The sequence below is a fragment of the Streptomyces sp. NPDC048419 genome (genome assembly GCF_043200415.1).
In the GTDB taxonomy this organism is placed as follows: Bacteria; Actinomycetota; Actinomycetes; order Streptomycetales; family Streptomycetaceae; genus Streptomyces.
The window spans coordinates 474,930-497,067 of record NZ_JBICXT010000005.1; the positions used below are offsets into that span (position 1 = coordinate 474,930).

Here is a 22,138-nt window from a genome sequence, read left to right on the forward strand (position 1 = left end):
CTGCCCCAACGTGACTGAGCCCCACTGATTCCAGCCTGGTCGTGCCCCAATCCCCCCCCCCCCCCCCCGGCCCCCCCCCCCCCCGCCCCCGCCCGGCCCCGCCCCCGCCCCCCCCCCCCCCCCCCCCCCCCCCCCCCCCCCCCCCCCCCCCCCACGTCTGACGACTTCTACTCGATGACGATGTCGACCTCGATGTTGCCGCGGGTCGCGTTGGAGTAGGGGCAGACCTGGTGGGCGGTCTCGACCAGCTTGCGGCCGGTCGCCTCGTCCACGGTGTCGGGCAGCTCGATACGGAGGGCGACCTTGAGCCCGAAGCCCTCGCCCTGCTTGCCGATGCCGACCTCGGCGGTCACCGCGGCGTCGCTGACGTCGACCTTCGCCTGGCGGCCGACGAGACCGAGGGCACTGCCGAAGCAGGCGGCGTAACCGGCGGCGAAGAGCTGCTCCGGGTTCGTGCCCTCCCCGTTGCCGCCCAGCTCCACCGGCGGGGCCAGCTTGACGTCGACCTTGCCGTCGTTGGTGAAGGCGCGACCGTCCCGGCCGTGGGTGGCGGTGGCGACAGCGGTGTAGAGCGCGTCCATGGAAACCATCCCTCTCGAAGTCCCGTTCCGGCGGCTCTTTCGCGGCCGCCTCACGACCACAAGTAGAGCACACAATTCAATTGCGCACAACTAAATGGTTCGCAGGCGCTACCCTGGATGCATGTCCACCACGCCCGACGCCCCGGCCACCGACTGGCTCCGCCTCGACCAGCAGATCTGCTTCTCGCTGAGCGCCGCCTCCCGCGCCTTCGGCGGCGTCTACCGCGTGCTCCTCAAGGACCTCGGGATCACCTATCCGCAGTACCTGGTGATGCTGGTGCTGTGGGAGCACGGCGATCTGCCGGTCAAGAAGCTGGGCGAGCATCTGCGACTCGACTCCGGCACCCTCTCCCCGCTGCTCAAGCGGCTGGAGACGGCCGGTCTGGTCCGGCGCGAGCGCAGCGCCCGCGACGAGCGCTCGGTGGAGGTACGGCTGACCGCGGAAGGCACCGCCATGCGTGAGCGGGCGGAGCAGGTGCCGCGCCGGATCGCCACGGCGACGGGCTTCGACGTCGACGAGATCCGTCAGCTGCGGACCCGGCTCGACGAGCTCACCAGCGCGCTGGACGCGGCTGCCGCGTCGTCGGAACCGGCGTAGCGGACCCGGACCCGGGCCCGGACTCGATCCCGGTCCCGGCCGTGGGGTGCGCCGCCTGCGGAGCGGCCGCCGCCACGGCCGGCCGGCGGGCGTAGAGGCGGAAGGTCACGCGACCGCTGACGTACTTCCCCCGGGCGGTGAACCGCTCCTCCACGACCGCGAGTTTGACGCGGTCGGTCGGATTGCCGGGCCGCCGGCCCGAGTTCAGCATCTTCGAGTCGCCGACGACCCAGAGGCGCTTCAGGCCGGCCAGTTCGCGCCGCAGTTGCTCCGGGCCGGTCTCCAGGCCGCTCAGCGTCCCGGACCGCGGCCCGGACTCCCTCAGCGCGATGTCGCGGGCCTCCCGGAACCCCTTCGGATACGTCAGCGCCGCCAGCCGCCAGCTCGACGGCAGGTACAGGACGGCATCGCCGGGGCGGATGTCGCGGGCGGCGACGGCCGCCACGGCCGCGAGGTTCTCGGGGCGGTGGGCCGGGGAGCGGTCCTGCCGGTAGAGCGGGAGGCACTGGACGAAGGCGGCGGTGACGGCCAGGACGCCGGTGAGGGTGCCGAGGCGGCCGTAACGCAGCCGGAGGCCGCGTGGCTGCAGGCGCGAAAGGAACTCGACCACGCCGTCGGTGCCCGCGGCCGCCAGGAGCGGCGCGCCGGCCAGCGCGTAGAGCACATAGCGCTCGTGGAACAGCGGCCGGTACTGAGACACGGAGATCAGGATCGCGGGCGGCAGCACGAGCAGCGGCAGCGCGACCACCGCCGTGCGCCGTGCCGTGGCCCCTAGCGCCACCAGCGCCACGCAGACCCAGAACACCGGGCCCGTCGGTCCGGCGGCGAAGTCTCGCACGGTCTGTTCCACCTTGGCCCAGTCCGGCGCCACCAGCCACGACACCTGGCCGGACTGCAGCTGCGACACCCACACCAGCGGCATGACGACGACGCCCACCAGCCCGGCCGCACCCAGCCACCCGCGCCACACCGCGCGCGGCACCCGCGCCAGCCCCAAGGTGGCCGCGTGCGCGCACAGGGCGAGCACGACCAGCTCGTGCAGCAGTGAGGTCAGCGCGAGGAGGCCGCCGTACCGCCACCACCAGCCCGGGCGCGGCCGGCCCTGCACCACCGGCACCAGCAGCAGGGTCGCCCCGGCGACACCCGCGGAGACGATGGCGTACGACCGCCCCTCCTGCGCGTAGTGGCCGGTCAGCGGCGTGATCGCGTAGATCAGGCCGGCCCACAGGCCGACCCGGGGCCGGGCCAGCCGTACGCCGAGCGCCGCGACCAGGCCGGCGGTGGCGGCGGCCCCGCACACGGACGGCAGCCGCAGGGCGACCTCGCCGGGATGGACGGCGAGCACGACGTGCATGGCGAGGTAGTACAGGCCGTGCACCGCGTCCATCCCGTGCAGCAGCTGCCAGATCTGCGGCACCGAGCGCCGCCCGACCAGGTAGGTGACGCTCTCGTCGCCCCACATGCCGCCGCGGTCGAGACCCCACAGCCCGATCGCGAGCATGACGGCCGTGGGGACCGCCACGGCCACGACCTCCGTACGCATCCGCCGACGGTTCGTTCGCCCCGCTACCTCGATCAGCACACGGCTGATTTTGGGCGGTGGCCGGGCCCTTAATGGGGATTGACGGTGTTTTAGCCGATGCACGCCATTCGCCCGGCTTACGATCCGGCGTGATGAATGCAGTGACGACCACCGTGACGTCCACCGTCCGGAAACACCGCCTCCTCACCCTCGGCGCCGCCTGGCTCGCCACCCGGGCCCTGATGCTGTGGCTGCTCGCACACAGCACCGCACCCCTGCTGGGCCGGGGTTCGGTCGCCCGCGAGGTGTCGCGCCTCTACCACCACTGGTACGGCGTCCTCGCGCACGGCGCCTTCCCCGCGCACGACCCCCTGTGGCAGTACCCGCCGGGCGCGGGCCCGGTACTGCTGTCGCCCGCGCTGCTGCCGGGCCTGACGTACTTCCAGGCCTTCGTGACCCTCACCCTCGCCACCGACGCGGTGATCACGCTGGCGCTGGCCCGGGCCGGCACCCGCCCCGGGCGCACGCTGCTCGGGGCCGCACTGTGGATCGGCGGCCTCCCGCTCCTGCTGCACATGCCACTCGCCCGCTACGACGTGCAGGTCACGGCGTTCGCCGTCATCTCCCTGCTGACGCTGCCGCGCTCCACGCGCGCGTACGGGGTCTTCGCGGCGCTCGGCGCGCTGGTCAAGGTGTGGCCGGCGCTGGTGCTGCTGGGTGCGCCGAGGGGCCGTACGACACGTTCCTCGTGGGTCTGGGCCGCCGTCACGGGTGTCGCCTCCCTCACGCTGCTCGCGGCGCTGTTCGCCAACCCCTTCTCGTTCCTGAAGCAGCAGGGCGGGCGGGGCGTGCAGATCGAGTCCCTCGGCGGCACGGCGCTCGCGCTCGCGACGCACGCCGGGTGGCCGGGGCAGGTCCGCTACCAGTACGGCTCGCTGGAGTTCACCGGCCCGCACGTCCGGACCGTCGCGCACCTGATGCTGGCGCTCACGGCGGTCGCCTTCGCGCTGCTGCTCCTGTGGCGGCTGCGGGCCCGGCACTGGACGCCCGCGACGCCGTACGACGCCGCGCTGAGCGCCGTGCTCCTGTTCACCGTCACCAGCCGCGTGATCAGCCCGCAGTACATGATCTGGCTGCTGGGCGCGGCGGCCGTGTGCCTGACCTCGCGGCACACCGTGCAGCGCCCGGTGGCGGCCCTGATCGTGGTCGCCACGGCGATCAGCGCCGTCGCCTATCCGGCCCTGTACTCCGAGGTCAGGGACTGCACCTGGACCGGCTGCGCCCTGATGCTGGCACGCAACGGCCTGCTCACCGCGGCCGCCGTGCTGTCCTTCACCCGCCTGTGGCGCTCCACCGCCACTGAGCCGCCGGCCCGGCCGCGACCCCGTCGCGTGCCCTCGGACGCACAGGAGGTCACGGCCGCCGTGCACGCGTGACTCCCCCGCCTGCTTCACTGATACGGGCTTCGGGGGAGACGACGGGCCAACTGACGAGGGGACGGCCGCACATGACCTGGCTGATCACCGGCGGCGCCGGCTACATCGGGGCGCACGTCGTCCGCGCGATGACCGAGGCGGGCGAGCGGGCCGTGGTGTACGACGACCTCTCGACGGGGATCGCCGAGCGCGTACCGGACGAGGTGCCGCTGGTGCTCGGGTCGACCCTGGACGGCGAGCGGATCGCCCGCGTCCTCGCCGACCACGAGGTCACCGGAGTCGTGCACCTGGCGGCGAAGAAGCAGGTGGGCGAGTCCGTTGACCTCCCCCTGCACTACTACCGGGAGAACGTCGAGGGTCTGCGCGTGCTCCTGGAGGCCGTGACGACGGCCGGCGTCCCGTCCTTCGTCTTCTCCTCGTCCGCGGCCGTGTACGGCATGCCCGACGTGGACCTGGTGACGGAGGAGACGCCGTGCGTGCCCATGTCGCCGTACGGGGAGACCAAGCTGGCCGGCGAGTGGCTGGTCCGTGCGACCGGCCGGGCGACGGGCCTCGCCACGGCCTCGCTGCGCTACTTCAACGTGGCGGGCGCGGCGACCCGCGAACTCGCGGACGTCGGCGTCTACAACCTCATCCCCATGGTCTTCGAGAAGCTCACCGAGAACGCGCCCCCGCGCATCTTCGGCGACGACTACCCGACCCCCGACGGCACCTGCGTCCGCGACTACATCCACGTGGTCGACCTGGCCGAGGCCCATGTCGCCGCCGCCCGCGTCCTGCGCTCCTCCCCCGGCCGCGACCTCACCCTCAACATCGGCCGCGGCGAAGGCGTCTCCGTCCGCGAGATGATCGACCGCATCAACGCCCTCACCGGCTACGACCGTCCCCCGACGACCACCCCCCGCCGCCCCGGCGACCCGGCCCGCGTGGTCGCCTCCGCAGACCGCGCCGCCACAGAACTCACCTGGAAGGCCAAACACGACGTCCAGGACATGATCACGTCGGCCTGGGAAGGCTGGGTACGACTGCATCCGGAGGCGGCTCGGGGGTAGTTTGCGCGCATGCTCACCCGTACGGACCGCGCCCTGGGCACCGTCATCGGCTCAGCCGTGGGCGACGCCCTGGGCGCCCCCTTCGAGTTCGGTCCCGAAGGAGCCTTCTCGGCCCGCTTCCCCGAGCCGGGTCAGGGCGGCGAGATGTGCGGGGGCGGCGGCTGGGACCCGGGCGAGGCGACCGACGACACACAGATGGCCGTCCTGGTCGGCGAGTCGCTCCTGGAGCACGGCCGCCTCGAACTCCCTGACATCTTCAGCCGGTTCCGGCGCTGGTCGGCGTCCGACCCGAAGGACATCGGCCTCCAGACGGAAGCCGTGCTGAGCAGCGGCGACCCGTGGGACCTGGCCGCGGCGCTGCACTATCAGACCAGTCAACGGGCGGCGGGGAACGGCGCGTTGATGCGGGCCACCACCTCCGCCGTCCACTTCGCGGCGGCCGGCCGGAACGCCACGATGGATGCCGCGCGCCGCATCGCGGCTCTCACGCACGGCGATCACGCGGCCTGGGAAGGGACCGCCGTCTTCCACGAGTTGGTGCGCGTCGCGCTGACGGGAGGCGATCCCGTCACCGCCGTCCCCGACACACTCGCGGCCGTCCATCCCGACCACCGTGCCCGCTACGCCACCGTCCTGGCCCCTGACTGGCACCCCGACCTCGCCACCGAGTTCAACGGCGCCGTCTGGCCCTGCCTCGCCTCCGCCGTCTGGGCCCTGCGCACCACCACGTCGTACGAGGCCGCTGTGCGCGCCGCCCTCGACCTGGGCGGCGACACGGACACCGTCGCCGCGGTGACCGGCGGGCTCGCGGGGTCCGTGTACGGCGCCGGCGCGATCCCCGAACGCTGGACCGCCCGGCTGCACGTACCCCTGCCGGGGTACGGCGAACGGGTCCTGCGCACTGCGGAGTTGGCGACCCTCGCGCGGCGACTGAGCGGTCAGGAAGCCTGAAGCGTGCCCGTGATCGGGGTCCAGGTGTGGATCGTGCGGATCTCGACGCCGGGGGTTCGGCGGTAGTAGGGGTCGGTGTCCAGGATCTGCTCCAGTTGGGCGCGGTCGACCGCGAAGAGGAGCAGCGCGCCTGTGTCGTCGGACCAGGGGCCGGCTGTGACGAGGTGGCCCTCGGTGTGCAGGCGGGTGAGCGTCTCGCGGTGGGCGGGGCGGGCGGCCAGGCGTTCGGGGGCGGGGGTGAAGGCGAGTTCTACGACCAGCATGGGGTCCCTTTCGTTGGCACCGCGGCTCTGCGGCTCCGGGGCTCTGCGGTTCGTGTGAGGCGGCGGGCGCGAGACTAGGGGCGGCGCCCCGTGCTGGGCTGTATCGCGCGATACAGGCGCGCCAAGGAGGAGGCGGGCGTGGGGAGTTCGGAAGGCTGGCGGCGGCTGCGTGACGTGCCGCTCCTCGAGGGGCTGCCGGAGGAAGGACTCCGGCGGCTGTGGCACGCGTCCGTGCCGCGTCGCTACGGCAGCGGGGAGGTGCTGCGGGTCCAGGGCGCTCCGGCCGACCACCTGCTCGTCCTGCTGGAGGGGCGCACGGCGGCGTCGGCCGCGACCTCGGGCGGGCGCGTGGTGCGCTTCGGGGCGTGGGACGGTCCGTGCGCGCTGGACAAGGTGGCGCTGCTCGACCAGGCCGGCCACACGGCGACGTACACCGCACTCACCCCCTGCACGGTGCGGTCGATTCCCCGGGCCCGGTTCATGGCGCTGCTCGACGACGCCGCGACCGTACGCGCGCACGTGCTGCGGCTGCTGGCCGCCCAGGCCCGCGCCCAGCAGGACCGGCTGACGGACACGGTGACGCTGCCGTGCGAGGCCCGGCTCGCGGCCTGGCTGCTGGAGGCCCCGTCCGCGGACGGGCACGTGACCCTCGACGGCGGTCAGCGCGAACTCGCCGATCTGCTCGGCGTCACCCGGGTCACCGTCAACCGGGCCCTCGCGCGCCTGCGCCACGACGGGCTCATCGGGCCGCCCCGGGGAGGCCGGATCGAGATCCTCGCACCCGAGCTGCTGGCCCTGCGGGCCGCACCCGAGGGCCGTTGACGGCGCATCGGCTGCCGCGGGGGACGGCCGTGGCCCCGGTCAGAGCGCCTTGACCGCCGCCGCCGTGGCACGTGCAAGCGACGCCAGATACCCCTTCGGCAGCTTCGGGCTGCGGATCACCACCGAACGCCAGTACAAGGGACCGGAGATCAGGTCGAGGGCCAGCTCGTCGTCGAACCCCTCCCGGATCTCGCCCCGCTGCTCGGCCGCCACCAGGATCTTGCTGGCCACGCCCTCCTGACCCTCCCGCAGCGTCTTCTGCATGGCCTCCGCGATCTCGGGGTTGCGGGCCGCCTCGGCCTGCAGGTCCGGGATGATCTGCGAGGCCACGGGATGCCGCAGGGCCCGCGAGGTGACCTCGTACAGCAACCGCAGATCGCCCTCCAGGCTGCCCGTGTCCGGCGTGGGCAGGCCCATCACCGCTATCGCCGAGACGACGTCCAGCACCAGATGCAGCTTGGAACGCCACCGCCGGTACACCGCGGTCTTGCCGACACCCGCGCGCCGGGCGATCCCCTCGATCGACATCCGTGCGTAACCGACGGCCGCCAGCTCCTCGAAGACGGCAGCCCGGATGGCTTCCGTCACGTCCTCACGGAGTACGGCCGCACCGGCGGGGGTGCGGCGGCGCGCACGCGTCTGGGGCTCGTCGGCGTTCGTCGTCATGCGACCAGCATAGGGGCGTTACGACGAAACGGTTGCGTTCCGACGTCGATTGGGCCTACGCTCACGTTGCGACGATACGGTCCCGTCCCGACGTAAAAGAACGTCCACAGAAGCGTAAAGAAACACCGGGCAAACGGACCGTCCGGTCTCCGGTCTCCAGTCCGGACGCACGCAGTCCCTCCCCCGAGCGAAAGCAGCGGATGTGAGCCAGGTCCTCCACACACCGCCCCCGTCGCCGGCCCCGGCCGACGACGATCTCGCGGCGCTGGCCGCCCGTCATGGCCTCTCGGTCAGCGGCGCCCGCCCCTCCCTGCCCGAGTACGTCCGGCAGCTGTGGGCCCGGCGCCACTTCATCACCGCCTTCGCCACCGCCAAGCTCACCTCGCAGTACAGCCAGGCGAAGCTCGGCCAGGTCTGGCAGGTCATGACCCCGCTGCTCAACGCGGCGGTGTACTACTTCATCTTCGGTGTCCTGCTGCACACCAAGAAGGGCGTGCCGGACTACATCCCGTTCCTGGTGACGGGCGTGTTCATCTGGACGTTCAGCCAGAGCTCGATCCTGGCCGGGACGCGCGCGATCTCCGGCAACCTCGGCCTCGTCCGCGCCCTGCACTTCCCCAGGGCCGCGCTGCCGATCTCCTTCTGCCTCCAGCAGCTGCAGCAGCTGCTGTTCTCCATGGCCGCCCTGGTCGTCATCCTGCTCTGCTTCGGCGTGCCGGTCGCCTTCTCCTGGGTGCTGGCACTCCCCGCACTGGTGCTGCAGTTCACCTTCAACGCGGGCGTGGCGATGATCATGGCCCGGATGGGCGCCAAGACGCCGGACATCGCGCAGCTGATGCCGTTCGTGCTGCGCACCTGGATGTACATCTCCGGCGTGATGTGGAACATCGACAAGCTGACCGGCAAGGGCAGCGGGCTGCCGCACTGGGTGGCTCCGGTCCTCAAGGCCAACCCGGCCGCCGTCTACATCGACCTGATGCGCTACGCCCTCATCGACAGCTTCCACGCACACCAGCTGCCGCCGCATGTGTGGGCGTTCGCGATCGGCTGGGCGCTGATCGCCGGCGTCGGCGGCTTCATCTACTTCTGGAAGGCTGAGGAGACGTACGGCCGTGGCTGATCACACGAACGACACCCGCATCCCCACCGTCGTCGTCGACGGCGTCGACATCGTCTACCGGGTCAACGGCACCGGCGCCGGACGCGGCTCCGCCACCGCCGCGCTCAACCGCATGCTGCGCCGCAAGAACGCCGAGCAGGCGGCGGGCGTGCGCACGGTGCACGCCGTCAAGAACGTCTCCTTCGCCTCCTACAAGGGCGAGGCCATCGGCCTGATCGGCACCAACGGCTCCGGCAAGTCGACCTTGCTCAAGGCGATCGCGGGTCTGCTCCCGGTGGAGAACGGCCACATCTACACCGACGGCCAGCCCTCGCTGCTCGGCGTCAACGCGGCCCTGATGGGCGACCTGACGGGCGAGCGCAACGTCTTCCTCGGCGGCCTCGCGATGGGCATGTCCCGCGAGGAGATCAAGACCCGCTACCAGGACATCGTCGACTTCTCCGGGATCAACGAGAAGGGTGACTTCATCACCCTCCCCATGCGGACCTACTCCTCCGGCATGGGCGCCCGGCTGCGCTTCTCCATCGCCGCCGCCAAGGACCACGACGTGCTCCTCATCGACGAGGCCCTCGCCACCGGCGACCGGTCCTTCCAGAGGCGCTCCGAGCAACGCATCCGCGCACTGCGCGAGCAGGCGGGCACCGTCTACCTGGTCAGCCACAACAACAAGTCGATCCGCGACACCTGCGAGCGGGTCCTGTGGCTGGAGCGCGGCGAACTGCGCATGGACGGCCCGACCGAGGACGTCATGAGGGAGTACGAGGCCTTCACGGGCGACAAGAGCGACAAGGCCAAGCCCCGGCCGAAGGTGGTCGCGCCGAAGGTGCCCCAGCCCAGCTGAGCACCCGCACACGAAAGGGGGCGCCCCGAGCCGGACGGCTCGGGGCGCCCCCTTCGTCGTAGGACCTACGAGTGCGTGCGCAGCAGCGTCCGCATCGTGCGCATCGCCACCGACAGGTTGGCGAGGTCGAACGTCTCCGAACCCTGGATCTCGTCCAGGGTCGTGCGCGCCCGGCCCAGGATCGCGGCGTTCTTCTCCTGCCACGTCTTGAAGCGCTGCTCGGGAGTCGAGGTGCCGTTGCCGACGGCCAGGACGTCCGAGGTGAGCGCCGCGTGGGCCGCGTACAGGTCCTCGCGGATGGAGGCGCGGGCCATGGACTGCCAGCGGTCGGAACGGGGCAGCTCGATGATGCGGTCCATCAGCTGAGTGATGTGCAGCCGGTCGGCGAGGTCGTAGTACACCTCGGCGACGTCCAGCGGCTCCTTGCCCATGCGGTCCGCGATCGAGACGATGTCGAGCGCCGGGAAGGCGGAGGAGAACCCCGCCACGCGCGTGGCGAGTTCGTCCGGGACGCCGGAGGCCGTCAGCTCGTCGTAGATCTGCTGCCACCACTCCAGGTCCGCGCCGCGCATCAGCTTGGTCAGCTGCTGCCAGACCTGCTCGACGCGCTCGGCGAAGAAGTCGACCGTCTCGGCGAGCTGAAGCGGCTGCGGCCGGTTGTTGAGCAGCCAGCGCGTGCCGCGCTCGACCAGCCGGCGCGAGTGCAGCCGGATCCGGGTCTGGACCTCCGCCTCGACCTGGTTGTCGAGGGCCTCCACCGCGTCCCACACCGGTGCCGAGCGGAAGATCGCGCGAGCCGCGGTCTGCGCCCTGACGATCTCCTCCAGCGAGGCGCCGGTCTCCTCGCGCAGCCGGTGCAGATACGTCGTACCACCGGTGTTGACCGTGTCGTTGACCAGGACGGTCGTGGTGATCTCGCGGTGCAGCGGATGGCTGTCGATCCGGTCGCCGAACTCGCTGCGCAGCGCCGTCGGGAAGTACGCGTGCAGCAGGGTGCGCAGATACGGGTCGTCCGGCAGCGAGGTCTGCAGCAACTCGTCGGCGACCGTGATCTTCGTGTACGCGAGCAGGACGGCCGTCTCCGGGCCGGTCAGGCCCTGGCTCTGGGTGAGCCGCTCGCGGATCTGGCGGTCCGTGGGCAGGAACTCCAGCGCCCGGTCCAGATGGCCCTCGCGCACCAGGTGGCGCATGAAGCGCTGCTGGGCGTGGAGCATGTCCTTGGACTGGGCCAGCGCGTTGGCGATCGCCGTGTTCTGCGCGTAGTTGTTGCGCAGGACCAGGCTGCCGACCTCGTCGGTCATCTGGGCGAGGATCTTGTTGCGCTGCTTGACGGTCATGTCGCCGTCCGTGACCAGGCCGTTGAGCAGGATCTTGATGTTCACCTCGTGGTCGGAGGTGTCCACCCCCGCGCTGTTGTCGATCGCGTCCGTGTTGATCTTGCCGCCCTGGCGCGCGAACTCGATCCGGCCGAGCTGGGTCAGGCCGAGGTTGCCGCCCTCGCCGACGACCCTGACGCGCAGGTCGGCGCCGTCGACGCGGATCGGGTCGTTGGCCTTGTCGCCGACGTCCGCGTGCGTCTCGGTGGACGCCTTCACGTACGTGCCGATGCCGCCGTTCCACAGCAGGTCCACCGGCGCCAGGAGGATCGCCTTCATCAGGTCGGCCGGCGTCATCTTGGCGACCTTGCCCTCGATCCCGAGGACCTCGCGGATGTGCGCGTTGACCGGGATGGCCTTGGCGCTGCGCGGGAAGACGCCGCCGCCCGCGGAGATCAGGTCGGTGTTGTAGTCGGCCCAGCTCGAACGGGGCAGCTCGAAGATGCGGCGGCGCTCGGCGTAACCGGTGGCCGCGTCCGGGCTCGGGTCGATGAAAATGTGCCGGTGGTCGAAGGCGGCGACCAGGCGGATGTGCTCGCTCAGCAGCATGCCGTTGCCGAACACGTCACCGGACATGTCACCGATGCCGACGACCGTGAAGTCCTCGCTCTGGGTGTCGACGCCCAGCTCCCGGAAGTGCCGCTTGACGGACTCCCAGGCGCCGCGGGCGGTGATGCCCATGCCCTTGTGGTCGTAGCCCGCGGAACCGCCGGAGGCGAAGGCGTCACCGAGCCAGAAGTTGTACGTCTCCGCGACGCCGTTGGCGATGTCGGAGAAGGTCGCGGTGCCCTTGTCGGCGGCGACCACGAGGTAGGTGTCGTCCTCGTCGTGCCGGACCACGTCCTGCGGCGGCACGACCTCGCCGGCCACCATGTTGTCGGTGATGTCGAGCAGCGCCGAGATGAACGTCTTGTAGCTGGCGATGCCCTCGGCCAGCCACGCGTCCCGGTCCACGCCCGGGTCCGGCAGCTGCTTGGCGACGAAGCCGCCCTTGGCGCCGACCGGCACGATGACGGTGTTCTTCACCATCTGCGCCTTCACCAGGCCGAGGATCTCGGTGCGGAAGTCCTCACGCCGGTCGGACCAGCGCAGGCCGCCGCGCGCGACCTTGCCGAAGCGCAGGTGCACGCCCTCCACGCGCGGCGAGTACACCCAGATCTCGTACGCGGGGCGGGGCGCCGGCAGGTCAGGGATCGCCTGCGGGTCGAACTTCATGGAGACGTACTCGTGCGGCTTGCCGCCCGCCGCCTCCTGGAAGAAGTTCGTCCGCAGTGTCGCCTTGATAACGGTCAGGAAGGACCGCAGGATCCGGTCCTCGTCGAGCGAGGCGACCTGGTCGAGGGCCGCGTCGACCTCTTCGAGCAGGGCGTCGACGATCTCGTGGCCCGCGCGCTGGCGGTCCGGCGACATCCGGGCCTCGAACAGGGAGACCAGCAGCCGGGTGGTGTGGACGTTGTTGCGGAGGGTGTCCTCCATGTAGTCCTGCGAGAAGGTGGAGCCCGCCTGCCGCAGGTACTTGGCGTACGCGCGCAGCACCATCGCCTGGCGCCAGTTCAGGCCGGCGCTGAGCACGAGGGCGTTGAAGCCGTCGTTCTCCGCCTTGCCGGTCCAGGTCGCGGCGAAGGCGTCCTGGACGCGCTCGCGGGCGTCGTCGCCGACGTAGTCGCCGCTGCCGTTCTGCGCCTTGGGCATGCGCAGGCCGAAGTCGTAGATCCACGCGGTGGTGCGGTCCGCGCACCGCAGTTCGTACGGCCGCTCGTCCGTGACCTCGACGCCGAGCCGGCTGAGGGCCGGCAGCACCGCGGACAGCGAGACGGCCTCGCCCTTGCGGTAGATCTTGAACCGGCGCTCCTCGGGGGCGGCGCCCACGGGCTCGTACAGGCTGAGGGCGAAGTCCTTGCCGCTCCTGGACTGCGCCTCGTCGAGCTCTTCGAGGTGGACCAGGTCGGCGACCGCGGCACGCGGCGTGTGGTCGGCCTTGTAGCCCTCGGCGAAGGCGCTGCCGTACTTGCGCAGCAGTTCGGCGGCCTTCTCCTCGCCGCACTCGGCGTTCAGCGCCTCGGCGAAACCGTCGGCCCAGGAGCGCGCGGCCTCCACCAGGCGGGACTCGATGCGCTCCTTGTCGGCGTCGGACAGCTGCGGCAGCTCGGTGCCCTGCGGGACGCGGACCACGAAGTGCAGCCGGGAGAGGATCGACTCGGTGTTCCAGGCCGTGAAGTCGACGCTGATACCGCCGAGTTCCTCCTTGAGGATGTCGATGATCCGCAGCCGGACGCCGGTCGTGTAGCGGTCGCGCGGGAGGTAGACCAGCGCGGAGTAGTAGCGGCCGTACTCGTCCTGGCGGAGGTAGAGCCTCAGCCGCCGGCGCTCCTGGAGGTACAGCACGGAGGTGGCGATGGACTCGAGCTCGGCGGCCGGGGTCTGGAAGAGCTCGTCGCGCGGGTACGTCTCCAGGATCTGCAGCAGGTCGCGCCCGTCGTGGCTGTTGGGCGAGAAGCCGGCGCGCTCCAGCACCTCGTCGACCTTGCGGCGGATGACCGGAACCCGGCGCACCGACTCGGTGTAGGCGGCGGAGGAGAACAGACCGAGGAAACGGCGCTCGCCGACGACGTTGCCCTGCGCGTCGAACTTCTTGACGCCGATGTAGTCCAGGTACGACGGCCGGTGCACGGTCGCGCGGCTGTTGGCCTTGGTCAGGACGAGGAGCTTGTGTTCACGGGCCTTGGCGCGGGCGTCGGCGGGCAGCCGCTCGAAGGACGGGCTGACCGGATGGCCCTCGTCCTCGGAGTGCTGCGGGTCGGAGCGCAGGATGCCGAGGCCGGTGCCGGGCACGGCGGCCAGGGTGTCGTCCTCGCGCAACTGGTACTCGCGGTAGCCGAGGAAGGTGAAGTGGTCGGCGGCCAGCCAGCGCAGCAGCTCACGGGCCTCGTCGATCTCCTGGTCGCGCAGATCGGTGGCCACGGGCTCCGCGGGCAGCTCGTCGGCCATCCGCAGCGCCGCGTCCCGCATCTTGTCCCAGTCCTCGACGGTCTCACGGACGTCGGACAGGACGCGCAGCAGATCGGCGGTGATCTGCTTGAGGTCGCCGCGGTCGGTCTCGCGGTCGATCTCGACGTGGATCCAGGACTCGATGTGCGCGTCGTGCGGCAGGTCGCCGCCGGTGCTCCCGGTGAGCACCTCGATGAGCTTGCCGGTGACGTCCCGTCGGACCACGATCTGCGGGTGGATGACGACGTGGATGCCGCGTCCCTGCCGCGTCAGCTCATTGGTGACGGAGTCGACCAGGAACGGCATGTCGTCGGTGACGACCTCGACGACGGAGTGGCTGCACGTCCACCCGTTCTCCTCCACCGTGGGGGTGTGGACCCGTACGTTGGCCGTGCCCTGGGGGCGGTTCTCGGCCAGCCGGTAGTGCGAGAGCGCGGCTCCGAAGATGTCGACCGGGTCGCGGTCGGAGAGGTCCTCCGGGGCGGTGTGCAGGTAGTAGCGCTGGAGGAACGCGAGCACGGTGTCCCGGTCGGGGGTGCCCTCTTCCTTCGTCCCAGTCGGTAGGTGCCCCCCGACCGGGCTGTTCTCAGCTACCCGGGCGGCCCTTTCGAGCAGCTCGGCCTTGGCTTCGTCCAGCTTGGTCTGCATTGTCCTCTGGCTCCTGTCGCGCGCCATTGCGTGACGTAGAAGGAAGTACGGCCTCTTCCCCTGCGGCTCGACGCCTCGGCCCGGGTTCTCCGGTCTGCTCCGACGCTATGCCGCAAGGTGGGATGAGCGGGGGGTTATCAGCCATTCTCGACACGACCGCGGAGTGTGATGCCGATCGCTGCGGCATCCGCTTCCGGGGGGTGTACGGCGTCCTGGGGGCCCCTGCGACCCCGTCCCGCCCGCGAGGACCAGCGACTGCCGCCCGGTCACGGAGGTGGTCCGTGCTCACCGGGCGCGGGGCGGGGGCAGCACTGCCCCCGCGAGATATCGCGCTGATCACGCCACAAGGCTATCGCTCACCACGGGGGGCCCGTCATGAGCCGTATGTGTACAAAACCAGGGGTCGAACTTTGACACTCTGCACAGGGGCACGGAACCCGCTGTCGTGCGGGTCGGCCACTCCAGCCCTTCATCTGATCCCCCTTGCACGAAAACGACCGTGCCTCTTGGCAAGGCCACCCCCAAGAGGCACGTTGCCCATGACAACGCACGCCCGCCCGAGGGAAGCGGCCCGACATGACAGCGAAAATCCTCATCGTCACCGGCGACGCAGCGGAGTCGCTAGAGGTCCTGTACCCCTACCAGCGCCTCCAGGAGGAGGGCTACGAGGTCCATATCGCGGCCCCCTCCCGCAAGAAGCTCCAATTCGTGGTCCACGACTTCGAACCCGGTTTCGACACCTACACCGAGAAGCCCGGCTACACCTGGCCCGCCGACCTCGCCTTCGCCGAGGTCGACCCCGGTCAGTACGCCGCCCTCGTCATCCCGGGCGGGCGCGCCCCCGAGTACCTGCGCAACGACCCGGAACTCCGCAAGATCCTCAAGTCCTTCTTCGACGCGGACAAGCCGGTCGCCCAGATCTGCCACGGCCCCCTGCTCACCGCGGCGGTCGACAGCCTGCGCGGCCGCCGGGTCACGGCGTATCCCGCGCTGGAACCCGACATGCAGGCCGCCGGCGCCGACTTCCAGGACGCCGAGGCCGTGGTCGACGGAACCCTGGTCTCGTCCCGCGCCTGGCCGGACCACCCGAGCTGGATGCGCGAGTTCCTGATGGTGCTGCGGGCGAAGGCACCCGTGACGTGAGCCGTCGGCCGATGCAGCCGGCCGCCGTGCCGCGTCCGCGCGGCGGCCTCGGTCACGCCGCCAGCCGCTGCGCCTCCGCCACGGCGTCCGCCAGCGTGTCCACCACCGGCACCCCGACCTCCTCCAGGCTGGCCCGGCTGTGCGAGCCACCGGTGTAGAGCACGGCCCGTGCCCCGGCGTGCCGTGCGGCGACCGCGTCGTCCGCGGCGTCGCCTATGACCACCGTCCGGGCCGGTTCCACACCGGCCAGCGTGCCGAGGTGGCGCACCATGTGCTCCGCCTTGCTGCCGCCCGAGGGTCCCGTCCGCCCGTCGACCCGTATGAAGTGCGGCTCTATTCCGAATCCCCGCACCAGCGGGACCAGTTCGTCGTGTCCGTACATGCTGAGGATCGACTGGCTGCGGCCCGCCGACTGCCACCCGGCCAGCAGGTCCGTCGCACCCGCGGTGAGCCGGCACATGGCCCGCTGCTCGGAGTAGTAGCGGTGGAAGGTCTCGTCCATGACCAGCCACTCGGCGTCCGTCGGCAGCCTGCCCAGCAGCCGCTCGTAGAACTTCGGCACCGGCACGCAGTACAGCGCGCGGTACTGCTCCATCGTGATCGGCTGCAGGCCGAGCTCGGCGAAGGCGGCGTTCGTCGCCCCGATGATCGCGTCGTTGTCGTGGAACAGCGTGCCGTTCCAGTCCCAGACGATGTGCGCCGCCCCTGTCTTCTTCCCCATGCCAAAAAAGTACCCGCCACCACTGACAATCAAGAGTTTCGCAGGTCAGAGGGCATTCGGGCAGACTCGGGCAGGGTGTGCGCGAGGCGCGGGCAGGGGGTGAGCGGGAGAGGCGGCCGGGCTCAGTCCCCGAACCCCACCAGGTTGGGGATCTCCTGCGTCGCGTACCAGAGCAGCTCGTGGTCCTCGGCGCCGTCCACGACGAACTGTGCGTCGTCGTCCCCGCCGTCCGCCGCGTCGAGCGCCTCGGCCGCCGCGGTCACGTCCGCCTCCGCGTCGTCGAGGTCGACGTGCACGGCGGCCGCCTTGGCCAGCCGCACGGTCCCGGCCACCCGCACCTCGCCGAGCGCGGCCGGGTCCAGGCCCCGGTCGGGGTCGGCGGCGGCCGCTCCGTCGGGCACGTCGACCGCGACCACGACCCGGCGCCGTGCCGCTCCGGGGTCCGCGGCCAGGAGCCGCAGCGAGGCCAGCGCGGCGCGGTTCAGCGCCGCGTACTCCAGTTCCTCGATGTCGTCCGAGAGGTACCACTCGCGCAGGGCGGGCGTGACGGCGTACGCGACGAGCGGCCCCGCGCCCAGCTCTCCCGCCTTGTACGCCTCGGCGAGACCGGAGAGGGTCAGGGGGACATAGACGCGCATGGCCGCTGCTTTCGTGGTCGGTGGCTGGGCGCTCCCGCGCCGCCCGGAGGGCCTTCAGGATACGTGCGGGTGTCCCCTTTCGAGTCCCCGCCCACCTGCTCTCAAGCGTCCACTTCCGGCCCGCGACTCACCCGGCACACCCCCGTGATCATGGGCTCGGACACCCCCTCCGTCACCCTGATAGGTGAACATTTCGGCCGCCCCGACCCGGGTGCACGGGTCCTTGCCGCCGCCGTCCTGCGCCCCGTACAAGATCCCCGACAGCAAGTTACCGCCCGGTATCCATCGGGCCCACGGAACGGGGACGCACATGCACAAGGTCATGACCAGGACACAGCACCAGCCGGGGTCCCGCCCGCCCGGCCGCCGCGACTCGCGCCGCCCCGGCGGCGCCCCGCCCCGCATCCCGGGCGGCACCCGGACCCGCACCGCATCGGGCGGCGGCCGCCCGCCGCGCGCCCGGACCGGCGCCCTCTCCCCCGGCACCGGACCCGCCGACAACCGCCCGCCTGCGGTCCCCGCCGCGCCGGCCAGGACGACGCCATCCCCGCTCACCGCGCCCGCGTCCCAGCCCCGCCCCACGGATCTCTTCGCCGAGCTCCTGGTCGCCGTGCTGAGCGGTCTGCGCCCGGTACACGCGATGCTCGGGCACACCGCGGGCCGCGCCTACGACGAGCTGGCCTGGCTCGCCGAACGCAGCCCTCTGCGCGCCCGCGGCGCCCGCCCGGTCGTCCGCGACATCGGGTACTACGAGGCCCGCCCCGGCGCCGTCGAGGCCTTCGCCCGCATCGGCGCGGGCGACCAGCTGCGGGCCATGGCCTTCCGTCTGGAACGCGGCCGGGACCTCCGCTGGCGCTGCACGGCGGTGGAGCTCGGCGGCCCCCGGCCCCCGCGCCCCGCCGACGACGCCTAGCACGCCGAAGGGCCGGATCCCCCCGAGGGGTCCCGGCCCTTCAAGCCGCCACGGCGCCACAGGCACCGCTGCTCGTTCCTACGGCGGCCGACTTCCTGCGCCGCCCGCTTCCCGCGTCGGCCTTCGTCGACTACTTCTTGCGGCGACGCCCGCCCCGCGACTGCTTGCGGCGCTCCGCGCGCGTGAGGCCGTCGGCCTCGGAGCGCACCGGCTCCTCGTCGCCGACGAAGTCGCCCTCGATGGTGCCGCCCTCGCCGTCCACGGTGGGCGCGGAGAAGTGGAGGTTACGACGCTGCGGGGCGTCCAGGCCCTTGGCACGGATCTCCGGGCGGGCACCCGCCTGCGCCGGCACCGCGTCCTGCTTTTCCATGTCGACCGGCGCGGTGTCCTCGACCTCGACCTCCTCGACCTGCTGCTCGACCTGGACCTCCAGGTTGAACAGGTAGCCGACGGACTCCTCCTTGATGCCCTCCATCATGGCGGTGAACATGTCGAAGCCCTCGCGCTGGTACTCGACCAGGGGGTCCTTCTGCGCCATCGCGCGCAGGCCGATGCCCTCCTGGAGGTAGTCCATCTCGTAGAGGTGCTCGCGCCACTTGCGGTCGAGGACCGACAGCACGACCCGACGCTCCAGCTCACGCATGATCTCGGAGCCGAGCTGCGTCTCACGGCCCTCGTACTGCTCGTGGATGTCGTCCTTGATGGACTCGGAGATGTACTCGGCGGTCAGACCGGCCCGGTCTCCGGCCGCCTCCTCGAGCTCCTCGACGGTCACCTTCACCGGGTAGAGCTGCCGGAAGGCGCCCCACAGGCGCTCCAGGTCCCAGTCCTCGGCGAAGCCCTCGGCGGTCTCGGCGGAGATGTACGCGTCGATCGTGTCGTCCATGAAGTGGACGACCTGCTCCTGCAGGTCCTCGCCCTCCAGGACGCGGCGGCGCTCGCCGTAGATGACCTCGCGCTGGCGGTTGAGGACCTCGTCGTACTTCAGGACGTTCTTACGGGTCTCGAAGTTCTGCTGCTCGACCTGCGACTGGGCGGACGCGATCGCGCGCGTGACCATCTTGTTCTCGATCGGCACGTCGTCCGGGACGTTCGCCATCGACATCACGCGCTCGACCATCTGGGCCTTGAAGAGCCGCATCAGGTCGTCGCCGAGCGAGAGGTAGAAGCGGGACTCGCCGGGGTCGCCCTGACGGCCGGAACGACCGCGCAGCTGGTTGTCGATACGCCGCGACTCGTGCCGCTCGGTGCCGAGGACGTAGAGCCCGCCGAGGTCCTTGACCTCCTCGAACTCGGCCTTCACGGCCTTCTCCGCACGCTCCAGGGCGCCGGGCAGGAACTGGGCCCACTCCTCGATGTGCTCCTCGGGGTCGAGGCCGCGCTGGCGCAGCTCCGCCTCGGCGAGGTCGTCCGGGTTGCCGCCGAGCTTGATGTCCGTACCACGGCCGGCCATGTTGGTGGCCACGGTGACGGCGCCCTTGCGGCCGGCCTGGGCGACGATCGTCGCCTCGCGGTCGTGCTGCTTCGCGTTCAGCACCTCGTGCTGGATGCCGCGCTTGGAGAGCTGCTGCGAGAGGTATTCGGACTTCTCGACCGACGTCGTACCGACGAGGATCGGTTGGCCCTTCTCGTGCTTCTCGGCGATGTCGTCGACGACCGCCTCGAACTTCGCGACCTCGGTGCGGTAGATCAGGTCCGACTGGTCCATGCGGACCATCGGCTTGTTGGTCGGGATCGGGACCACGCCGAGCTTGTAGATCTGGTGGAACTCGGCGGCCTCGGTCATCGCCGTACCGGTCATGCCGGAGAGCTTGCCGTAGAGGCGGAAGAAGTTCTGCAGGGTGATCGTCGCGAGGGTCTGGTTCTCGTCCTTGATGTCCACCCCTTCCTTCGCCTCGATCGCCTGGTGCATGCCCTCGTTGTAGCGGCGGCCGGCGAGGATACGGCCGGTGTGCTCGTCGACGATCATGACCTCGCCGTCGATGACGACGTAGTCCTTGTCCTTCTTGAAGAGCTCCTTGGCCTTGATGGCGTTGTTCAGGTAGCCCACCAGAGGCGTGTTCACCGACTCGTAGAGGTTGTCGATGCCCAGCCAGTCCTCGACCTTGCTGACGCCGGGCTCGTGGATGGCGACCGTGCGCTTCTTCTCGTCGACGTCGTAGTCGCCGGTCTCCTCCTCGCCCTTCAGCTGGTTGCCCGCCTCGCCCTTCTTCAGGCGCAGGACCAGCTTGGCGAAGTCGCCGTACCACTTGGTGGCCTGGTCGGCGGGGCCGGAGATGATCAGCGGCGTACGGGCCTCGTCGACGAGGATGGAGTCGACCTCGTCGACGATGGCGAAGTTGTGCCCGCGCTGGACGAGTTCGTCCTGGGACCACGCCATGTTGTCGCGGAGGTAGTCGAAGCCGAACTCGTTGTTCGTGCCGTACGTGATGTCCATGCCGTACTGCTCACGGCGCTGGGCCGGCGTCATGTTGGCGAGGATGCAGCCGACTTCGAGACCCAGGAACTTGTGGACGCGGCCCATCATCTCGGAGTCGCGCTCGGCCAGGTAGTCGTTGACCGTGACGATGTGGACGCCGTCTCCCGACAGCGCGTTCAGGTACGCCGGCAGGGTGCCGACCAGGGTCTTGCCCTCACCGGTCTTCATCTCGGCGACATAGCCGAGGTGGAGGGCGGCGCCGCCCATCATCTGCACGTCGTAATGGCGCTGGCCGAGGACGCGCTTGGCGGCCTCGCGCACAGTGGCGAACGCCTCGGGCAGCAGGTCGTCCAGGCTCTCGCCGTCCGCGTAACGCTGCTTGTACTCATCGGTGAGGGCCCGCAGCTCGGCGTCGGAGAGGGCGACGAAATCCTCTTCGATGGAGTTGACCTGGTCCGCGATGCGGTGCAGCTTGCGCAGGATCTTGCCTTCGCCTGCACGCATGATCTTCGAAAGGACGGACACGGGGGTTGGTCTCCTTGCCGGTCGGGCCTGGGACGGTCGGTTTCCATTGGACGTACTGAGCAACGGCCATCGTATGCGAGGACCCCACCAAGCCGGGAGCCTGCCGGGACGACGACCGCAGGAGGCTCCTCGCACCGCTTCAAAATCTTCTTCAAAAGGGACAACGGACGGGCCCGGCGGATGGTGCCGCACCCCACCGCCGAATTGCGCGAATTGTGATCACCCGCTCACGCACGGCCAAAAACATGGCGTCTTCATCGACCGTCCAAGCAGAATCGGCCGATGGAACCCGTGACGCTCACGACCGCCCGACTTCTTCTGCGCACGGTCGGACCCGAGCACACCGACGCCGTGCACGCCGCCGCCCAGGACCCCGACATCCTGCGCTGGACCACGATCCCCTCGCCCTATCTCCCGGAGCACGCACGGGCCTTCACGCACGAGCTCGTCCCCGAGGGCTGGGCGAGCAGTTCGATGCTCACCTTCGGCCTCTTCCTCCCCGAAGGGGAGGAACTTGTGGGCATGCTCGGCCTGACCATGCACTCCCTGAGCCTGACCGAGATCGGTTTCTGGGGCACCAAGGCGCATCGCGGCAAGGGCTACGTCACGGAGGCGGCCGTCGCCGCGTCCCGCTGGGCCTTCACCGAGCTGTCGGTCGACCGCGTGGAGTGGCGTGCGGAAGTGGGCAACAGGGCCTCGCGCGCGGTCGCGGAACGCGCCGGTTTCGTCATCGAGGGCGTCCTGCGCTCCGCGATCGTCCACCGCGGCGTACGCCGCGACTGCTGGGTGGGCTCGCTGCTCCCCTCGGACCTGGGCCTGCCCTCGACGGCGCCCTATCTGCCGGCGCCGGGCGCCTAGCCGTACCTCCGGCCCTGCCTCAACACCTGCCGTCCGCTTACGTATCCGCAGGTCGTC

At 70.9% G+C, this 22,138-nt stretch carries 18 protein-coding genes; 10 read left to right on the forward strand and 8 right to left on the reverse strand.

All coding sequences use genetic code 11. The features are described from left to right. Nucleotides 1–167 precede the first annotated feature (167 nt). Nucleotides 168–581 carry an organic hydroperoxide resistance protein gene (locus tag ACGFYN_RS14960; protein ID WP_393866224.1) on the reverse strand — a complete coding sequence of 138 codons (414 nt, stop codon included), beginning with the start codon at nucleotides 579–581 and terminating at the stop codon, nucleotides 168–170. A gap of 121 nt (nucleotides 582–702) precedes the next feature. Between ACGFYN_RS14960 and ACGFYN_RS14965 the strand changes: the two genes are divergently transcribed. Next, on the forward strand, nucleotides 703–1,179 hold the full coding sequence (locus ACGFYN_RS14965) for a MarR family winged helix-turn-helix transcriptional regulator (RefSeq protein ID WP_393866225.1): 477 nt from the start codon (nucleotides 703–705) through the stop codon (nucleotides 1,177–1,179). On the opposite strand, the gene ACGFYN_RS14970 is transcribed toward ACGFYN_RS14965, so the two are convergent. Next, nucleotides 1,133–2,722, reverse strand: a complete 1,590-nt coding sequence (locus tag ACGFYN_RS14970) for a hypothetical protein (RefSeq protein WP_393866226.1) — start codon at nucleotides 2,720–2,722, stop codon at nucleotides 1,133–1,135. The genes ACGFYN_RS14965 and ACGFYN_RS14970 overlap by 47 nt on opposite strands. A 131-nt stretch (nucleotides 2,723–2,853) precedes the next feature. Between ACGFYN_RS14970 and ACGFYN_RS14975 the strand changes: the two genes are divergently transcribed. The 3 genes from ACGFYN_RS14975 (at nucleotide 2,854) to ACGFYN_RS14985 (ending at nucleotide 6,140) form a co-directional block, all read left to right on the forward strand. Next, on the forward strand, nucleotides 2,854–4,137 hold the full coding sequence (locus ACGFYN_RS14975) for a glycosyltransferase family 87 protein (RefSeq protein ID WP_393866227.1): 1,284 nt from the start codon (nucleotides 2,854–2,856) through the stop codon (nucleotides 4,135–4,137). Nucleotides 4,138–4,208: 71 nt separating this feature from the next. Further along, a complete protein-coding gene (galE, locus tag ACGFYN_RS14980) occupies nucleotides 4,209–5,189 on the forward strand; it encodes a UDP-glucose 4-epimerase GalE (RefSeq protein WP_393866228.1) in 981 nt (326 codons plus the stop codon). Nucleotides 5,190–5,198: 9 nt separating this feature from the next. Then, nucleotides 5,199–6,140 (forward strand): ADP-ribosylglycohydrolase family protein, encoded by a 942-nt coding sequence (locus ACGFYN_RS14985; RefSeq protein WP_393866229.1) that lies wholly within the window; start codon nucleotides 5,199–5,201, stop codon nucleotides 6,138–6,140. Here the strand turns inward: ACGFYN_RS14985 and ACGFYN_RS14990 are convergent. Then, nucleotides 6,128–6,403, reverse strand: a complete 276-nt coding sequence (locus ACGFYN_RS14990; protein WP_393866230.1) for a YciI family protein — start codon at nucleotides 6,401–6,403, stop codon at nucleotides 6,128–6,130. The genes ACGFYN_RS14985 and ACGFYN_RS14990 overlap by 13 nt on opposite strands. Before the next feature lie 138 nt (nucleotides 6,404–6,541). Here ACGFYN_RS14990 and ACGFYN_RS14995 point away from each other — a divergent pair, with 138 nt between their 5' ends. Continuing rightward, entirely contained in the window at nucleotides 6,542–7,225 is a 684-nt protein-coding gene (locus ACGFYN_RS14995; RefSeq protein WP_393866231.1) for a Crp/Fnr family transcriptional regulator, read from the forward strand. Between the two features lie 39 nt (nucleotides 7,226–7,264). Here the strand turns inward: ACGFYN_RS14995 and ACGFYN_RS15000 are convergent, their stop codons facing one another. Beyond that, nucleotides 7,265–7,891, reverse strand: coding sequence for a TetR/AcrR family transcriptional regulator (locus tag ACGFYN_RS15000; protein ID WP_393866232.1), 627 nt, complete (start codon nucleotides 7,889–7,891; stop codon nucleotides 7,265–7,267). A gap of 202 nt (nucleotides 7,892–8,093) precedes the next feature. On the opposite strand from ACGFYN_RS15000, the gene ACGFYN_RS15005 reads away from it, so the two are divergent. Continuing rightward, on the forward strand, nucleotides 8,094–9,011 hold the full coding sequence (locus ACGFYN_RS15005) for an ABC transporter permease (protein ID WP_393866233.1): 918 nt from the start codon (nucleotides 8,094–8,096) through the stop codon (nucleotides 9,009–9,011). Further along, a complete protein-coding gene (locus ACGFYN_RS15010; protein WP_393866234.1) occupies nucleotides 9,004–9,852 on the forward strand; it encodes an ABC transporter ATP-binding protein in 849 nt (282 codons plus the stop codon). The genes ACGFYN_RS15005 and ACGFYN_RS15010 overlap by 8 nt, the downstream gene beginning before the upstream one ends. A gap of 65 nt (nucleotides 9,853–9,917) precedes the next feature. Here ACGFYN_RS15010 and ACGFYN_RS15015 read toward each other — a convergent pair whose 3' ends face one another. Then, nucleotides 9,918–14,864, reverse strand: coding sequence for an NAD-glutamate dehydrogenase (locus ACGFYN_RS15015; RefSeq protein WP_393866235.1), 4,947 nt, complete (start codon nucleotides 14,862–14,864; stop codon nucleotides 9,918–9,920). A gap of 576 nt (nucleotides 14,865–15,440) precedes the next feature. On the opposite strand from ACGFYN_RS15015, the gene ACGFYN_RS15020 reads away from it, so the two are divergent. Further along, nucleotides 15,441–16,007 carry a DJ-1/PfpI family protein gene (locus tag ACGFYN_RS15020; RefSeq protein WP_393866236.1) on the forward strand — a complete coding sequence of 189 codons (567 nt, stop codon included), beginning with the start codon at nucleotides 15,441–15,443 and terminating at the stop codon, nucleotides 16,005–16,007. A gap of 52 nt (nucleotides 16,008–16,059) precedes the next feature. Here ACGFYN_RS15020 and ACGFYN_RS15025 read toward each other — a convergent pair whose 3' ends face one another. Next, nucleotides 16,060–16,728 carry an HAD family hydrolase gene (locus ACGFYN_RS15025; RefSeq protein WP_393866237.1) on the reverse strand — a complete coding sequence of 223 codons (669 nt, stop codon included), beginning with the start codon at nucleotides 16,726–16,728 and terminating at the stop codon, nucleotides 16,060–16,062. 122 nt (nucleotides 16,729–16,850) lie between these two features. Continuing rightward, a complete protein-coding gene (locus tag ACGFYN_RS15030) occupies nucleotides 16,851–17,366 on the reverse strand; it encodes a DUF6912 family protein (RefSeq protein WP_393866238.1) in 516 nt (171 codons plus the stop codon). A 310-nt stretch (nucleotides 17,367–17,676) separates the two neighbouring features. On the opposite strand from ACGFYN_RS15030, the gene ACGFYN_RS15035 reads away from it, so the two are divergent. Further along, nucleotides 17,677–18,279 (forward strand): Rv3235 family protein, encoded by a 603-nt coding sequence (locus ACGFYN_RS15035; protein WP_393866239.1) that lies wholly within the window; start codon nucleotides 17,677–17,679, stop codon nucleotides 18,277–18,279. Between the two features lie 130 nt (nucleotides 18,280–18,409). Here ACGFYN_RS15035 and secA read toward each other — a convergent pair whose 3' ends face one another. Beyond that, on the reverse strand, nucleotides 18,410–21,223 hold the full coding sequence (gene secA / locus ACGFYN_RS15040) for a preprotein translocase subunit SecA (RefSeq protein WP_393866240.1): 2,814 nt from the start codon (nucleotides 21,221–21,223) through the stop codon (nucleotides 18,410–18,412). 282 nt (nucleotides 21,224–21,505) lie between these two features. Here secA and ACGFYN_RS15045 point away from each other — a divergent pair, with 282 nt between their 5' ends. Then, on the forward strand, nucleotides 21,506–22,081 hold the full coding sequence (locus ACGFYN_RS15045; protein WP_393866241.1) for a GNAT family N-acetyltransferase: 576 nt from the start codon (nucleotides 21,506–21,508) through the stop codon (nucleotides 22,079–22,081). Nucleotides 22,082–22,138 lie beyond the last annotated feature (57 nt).

Bases quoted from the DNA above. Each gene is read 5' to 3' on its own strand.
- ACGFYN_RS14960 (WP_393866224.1), bottom strand. From the start codon at position 581: ATGGACGCGCTCTACACCGCTGTCGCCACCGCCACCCACGGCCGGGAC.
- ACGFYN_RS14965 (WP_393866225.1), top strand. From the start codon at position 703: ATGTCCACCACGCCCGACGCCCCGGCCACCGACTGGCTCCGCCTCGAC.
- ACGFYN_RS14970 (WP_393866226.1), bottom strand. From the start codon at position 2,722: ATGCGTACGGAGGTCGTGGCCGTGGCGGTCCCCACGGCCGTCATGCTC.
- ACGFYN_RS14975 (WP_393866227.1), top strand. From the start codon at position 2,854: ATGAATGCAGTGACGACCACCGTGACGTCCACCGTCCGGAAACACCGC.
- galE (WP_393866228.1), top strand. From the start codon at position 4,209: ATGACCTGGCTGATCACCGGCGGCGCCGGCTACATCGGGGCGCACGTC.
- ACGFYN_RS14985 (WP_393866229.1), top strand. From the start codon at position 5,199: ATGCTCACCCGTACGGACCGCGCCCTGGGCACCGTCATCGGCTCAGCC.
- ACGFYN_RS14990 (WP_393866230.1), bottom strand. From the start codon at position 6,403: ATGCTGGTCGTAGAACTCGCCTTCACCCCCGCCCCCGAACGCCTGGCC.
- ACGFYN_RS15000 (WP_393866232.1), bottom strand. From the start codon at position 7,891: ATGACGACGAACGCCGACGAGCCCCAGACGCGTGCGCGCCGCCGCACC.
- ACGFYN_RS15015 (WP_393866235.1), bottom strand. From the start codon at position 14,864: ATGCAGACCAAGCTGGACGAAGCCAAGGCCGAGCTGCTCGAAAGGGCC.
- ACGFYN_RS15020 (WP_393866236.1), top strand. From the start codon at position 15,441: ATGACAGCGAAAATCCTCATCGTCACCGGCGACGCAGCGGAGTCGCTA.
- ACGFYN_RS15025 (WP_393866237.1), bottom strand. From the start codon at position 16,728: ATGGGGAAGAAGACAGGGGCGGCGCACATCGTCTGGGACTGGAACGGC.
- ACGFYN_RS15030 (WP_393866238.1), bottom strand. From the start codon at position 17,366: ATGCGCGTCTATGTCCCCCTGACCCTCTCCGGTCTCGCCGAGGCGTAC.
- ACGFYN_RS15035 (WP_393866239.1), top strand. From the start codon at position 17,677: ATGCACAAGGTCATGACCAGGACACAGCACCAGCCGGGGTCCCGCCCG.
- ACGFYN_RS15045 (WP_393866241.1), top strand. From the start codon at position 21,506: ATGGAACCCGTGACGCTCACGACCGCCCGACTTCTTCTGCGCACGGTC.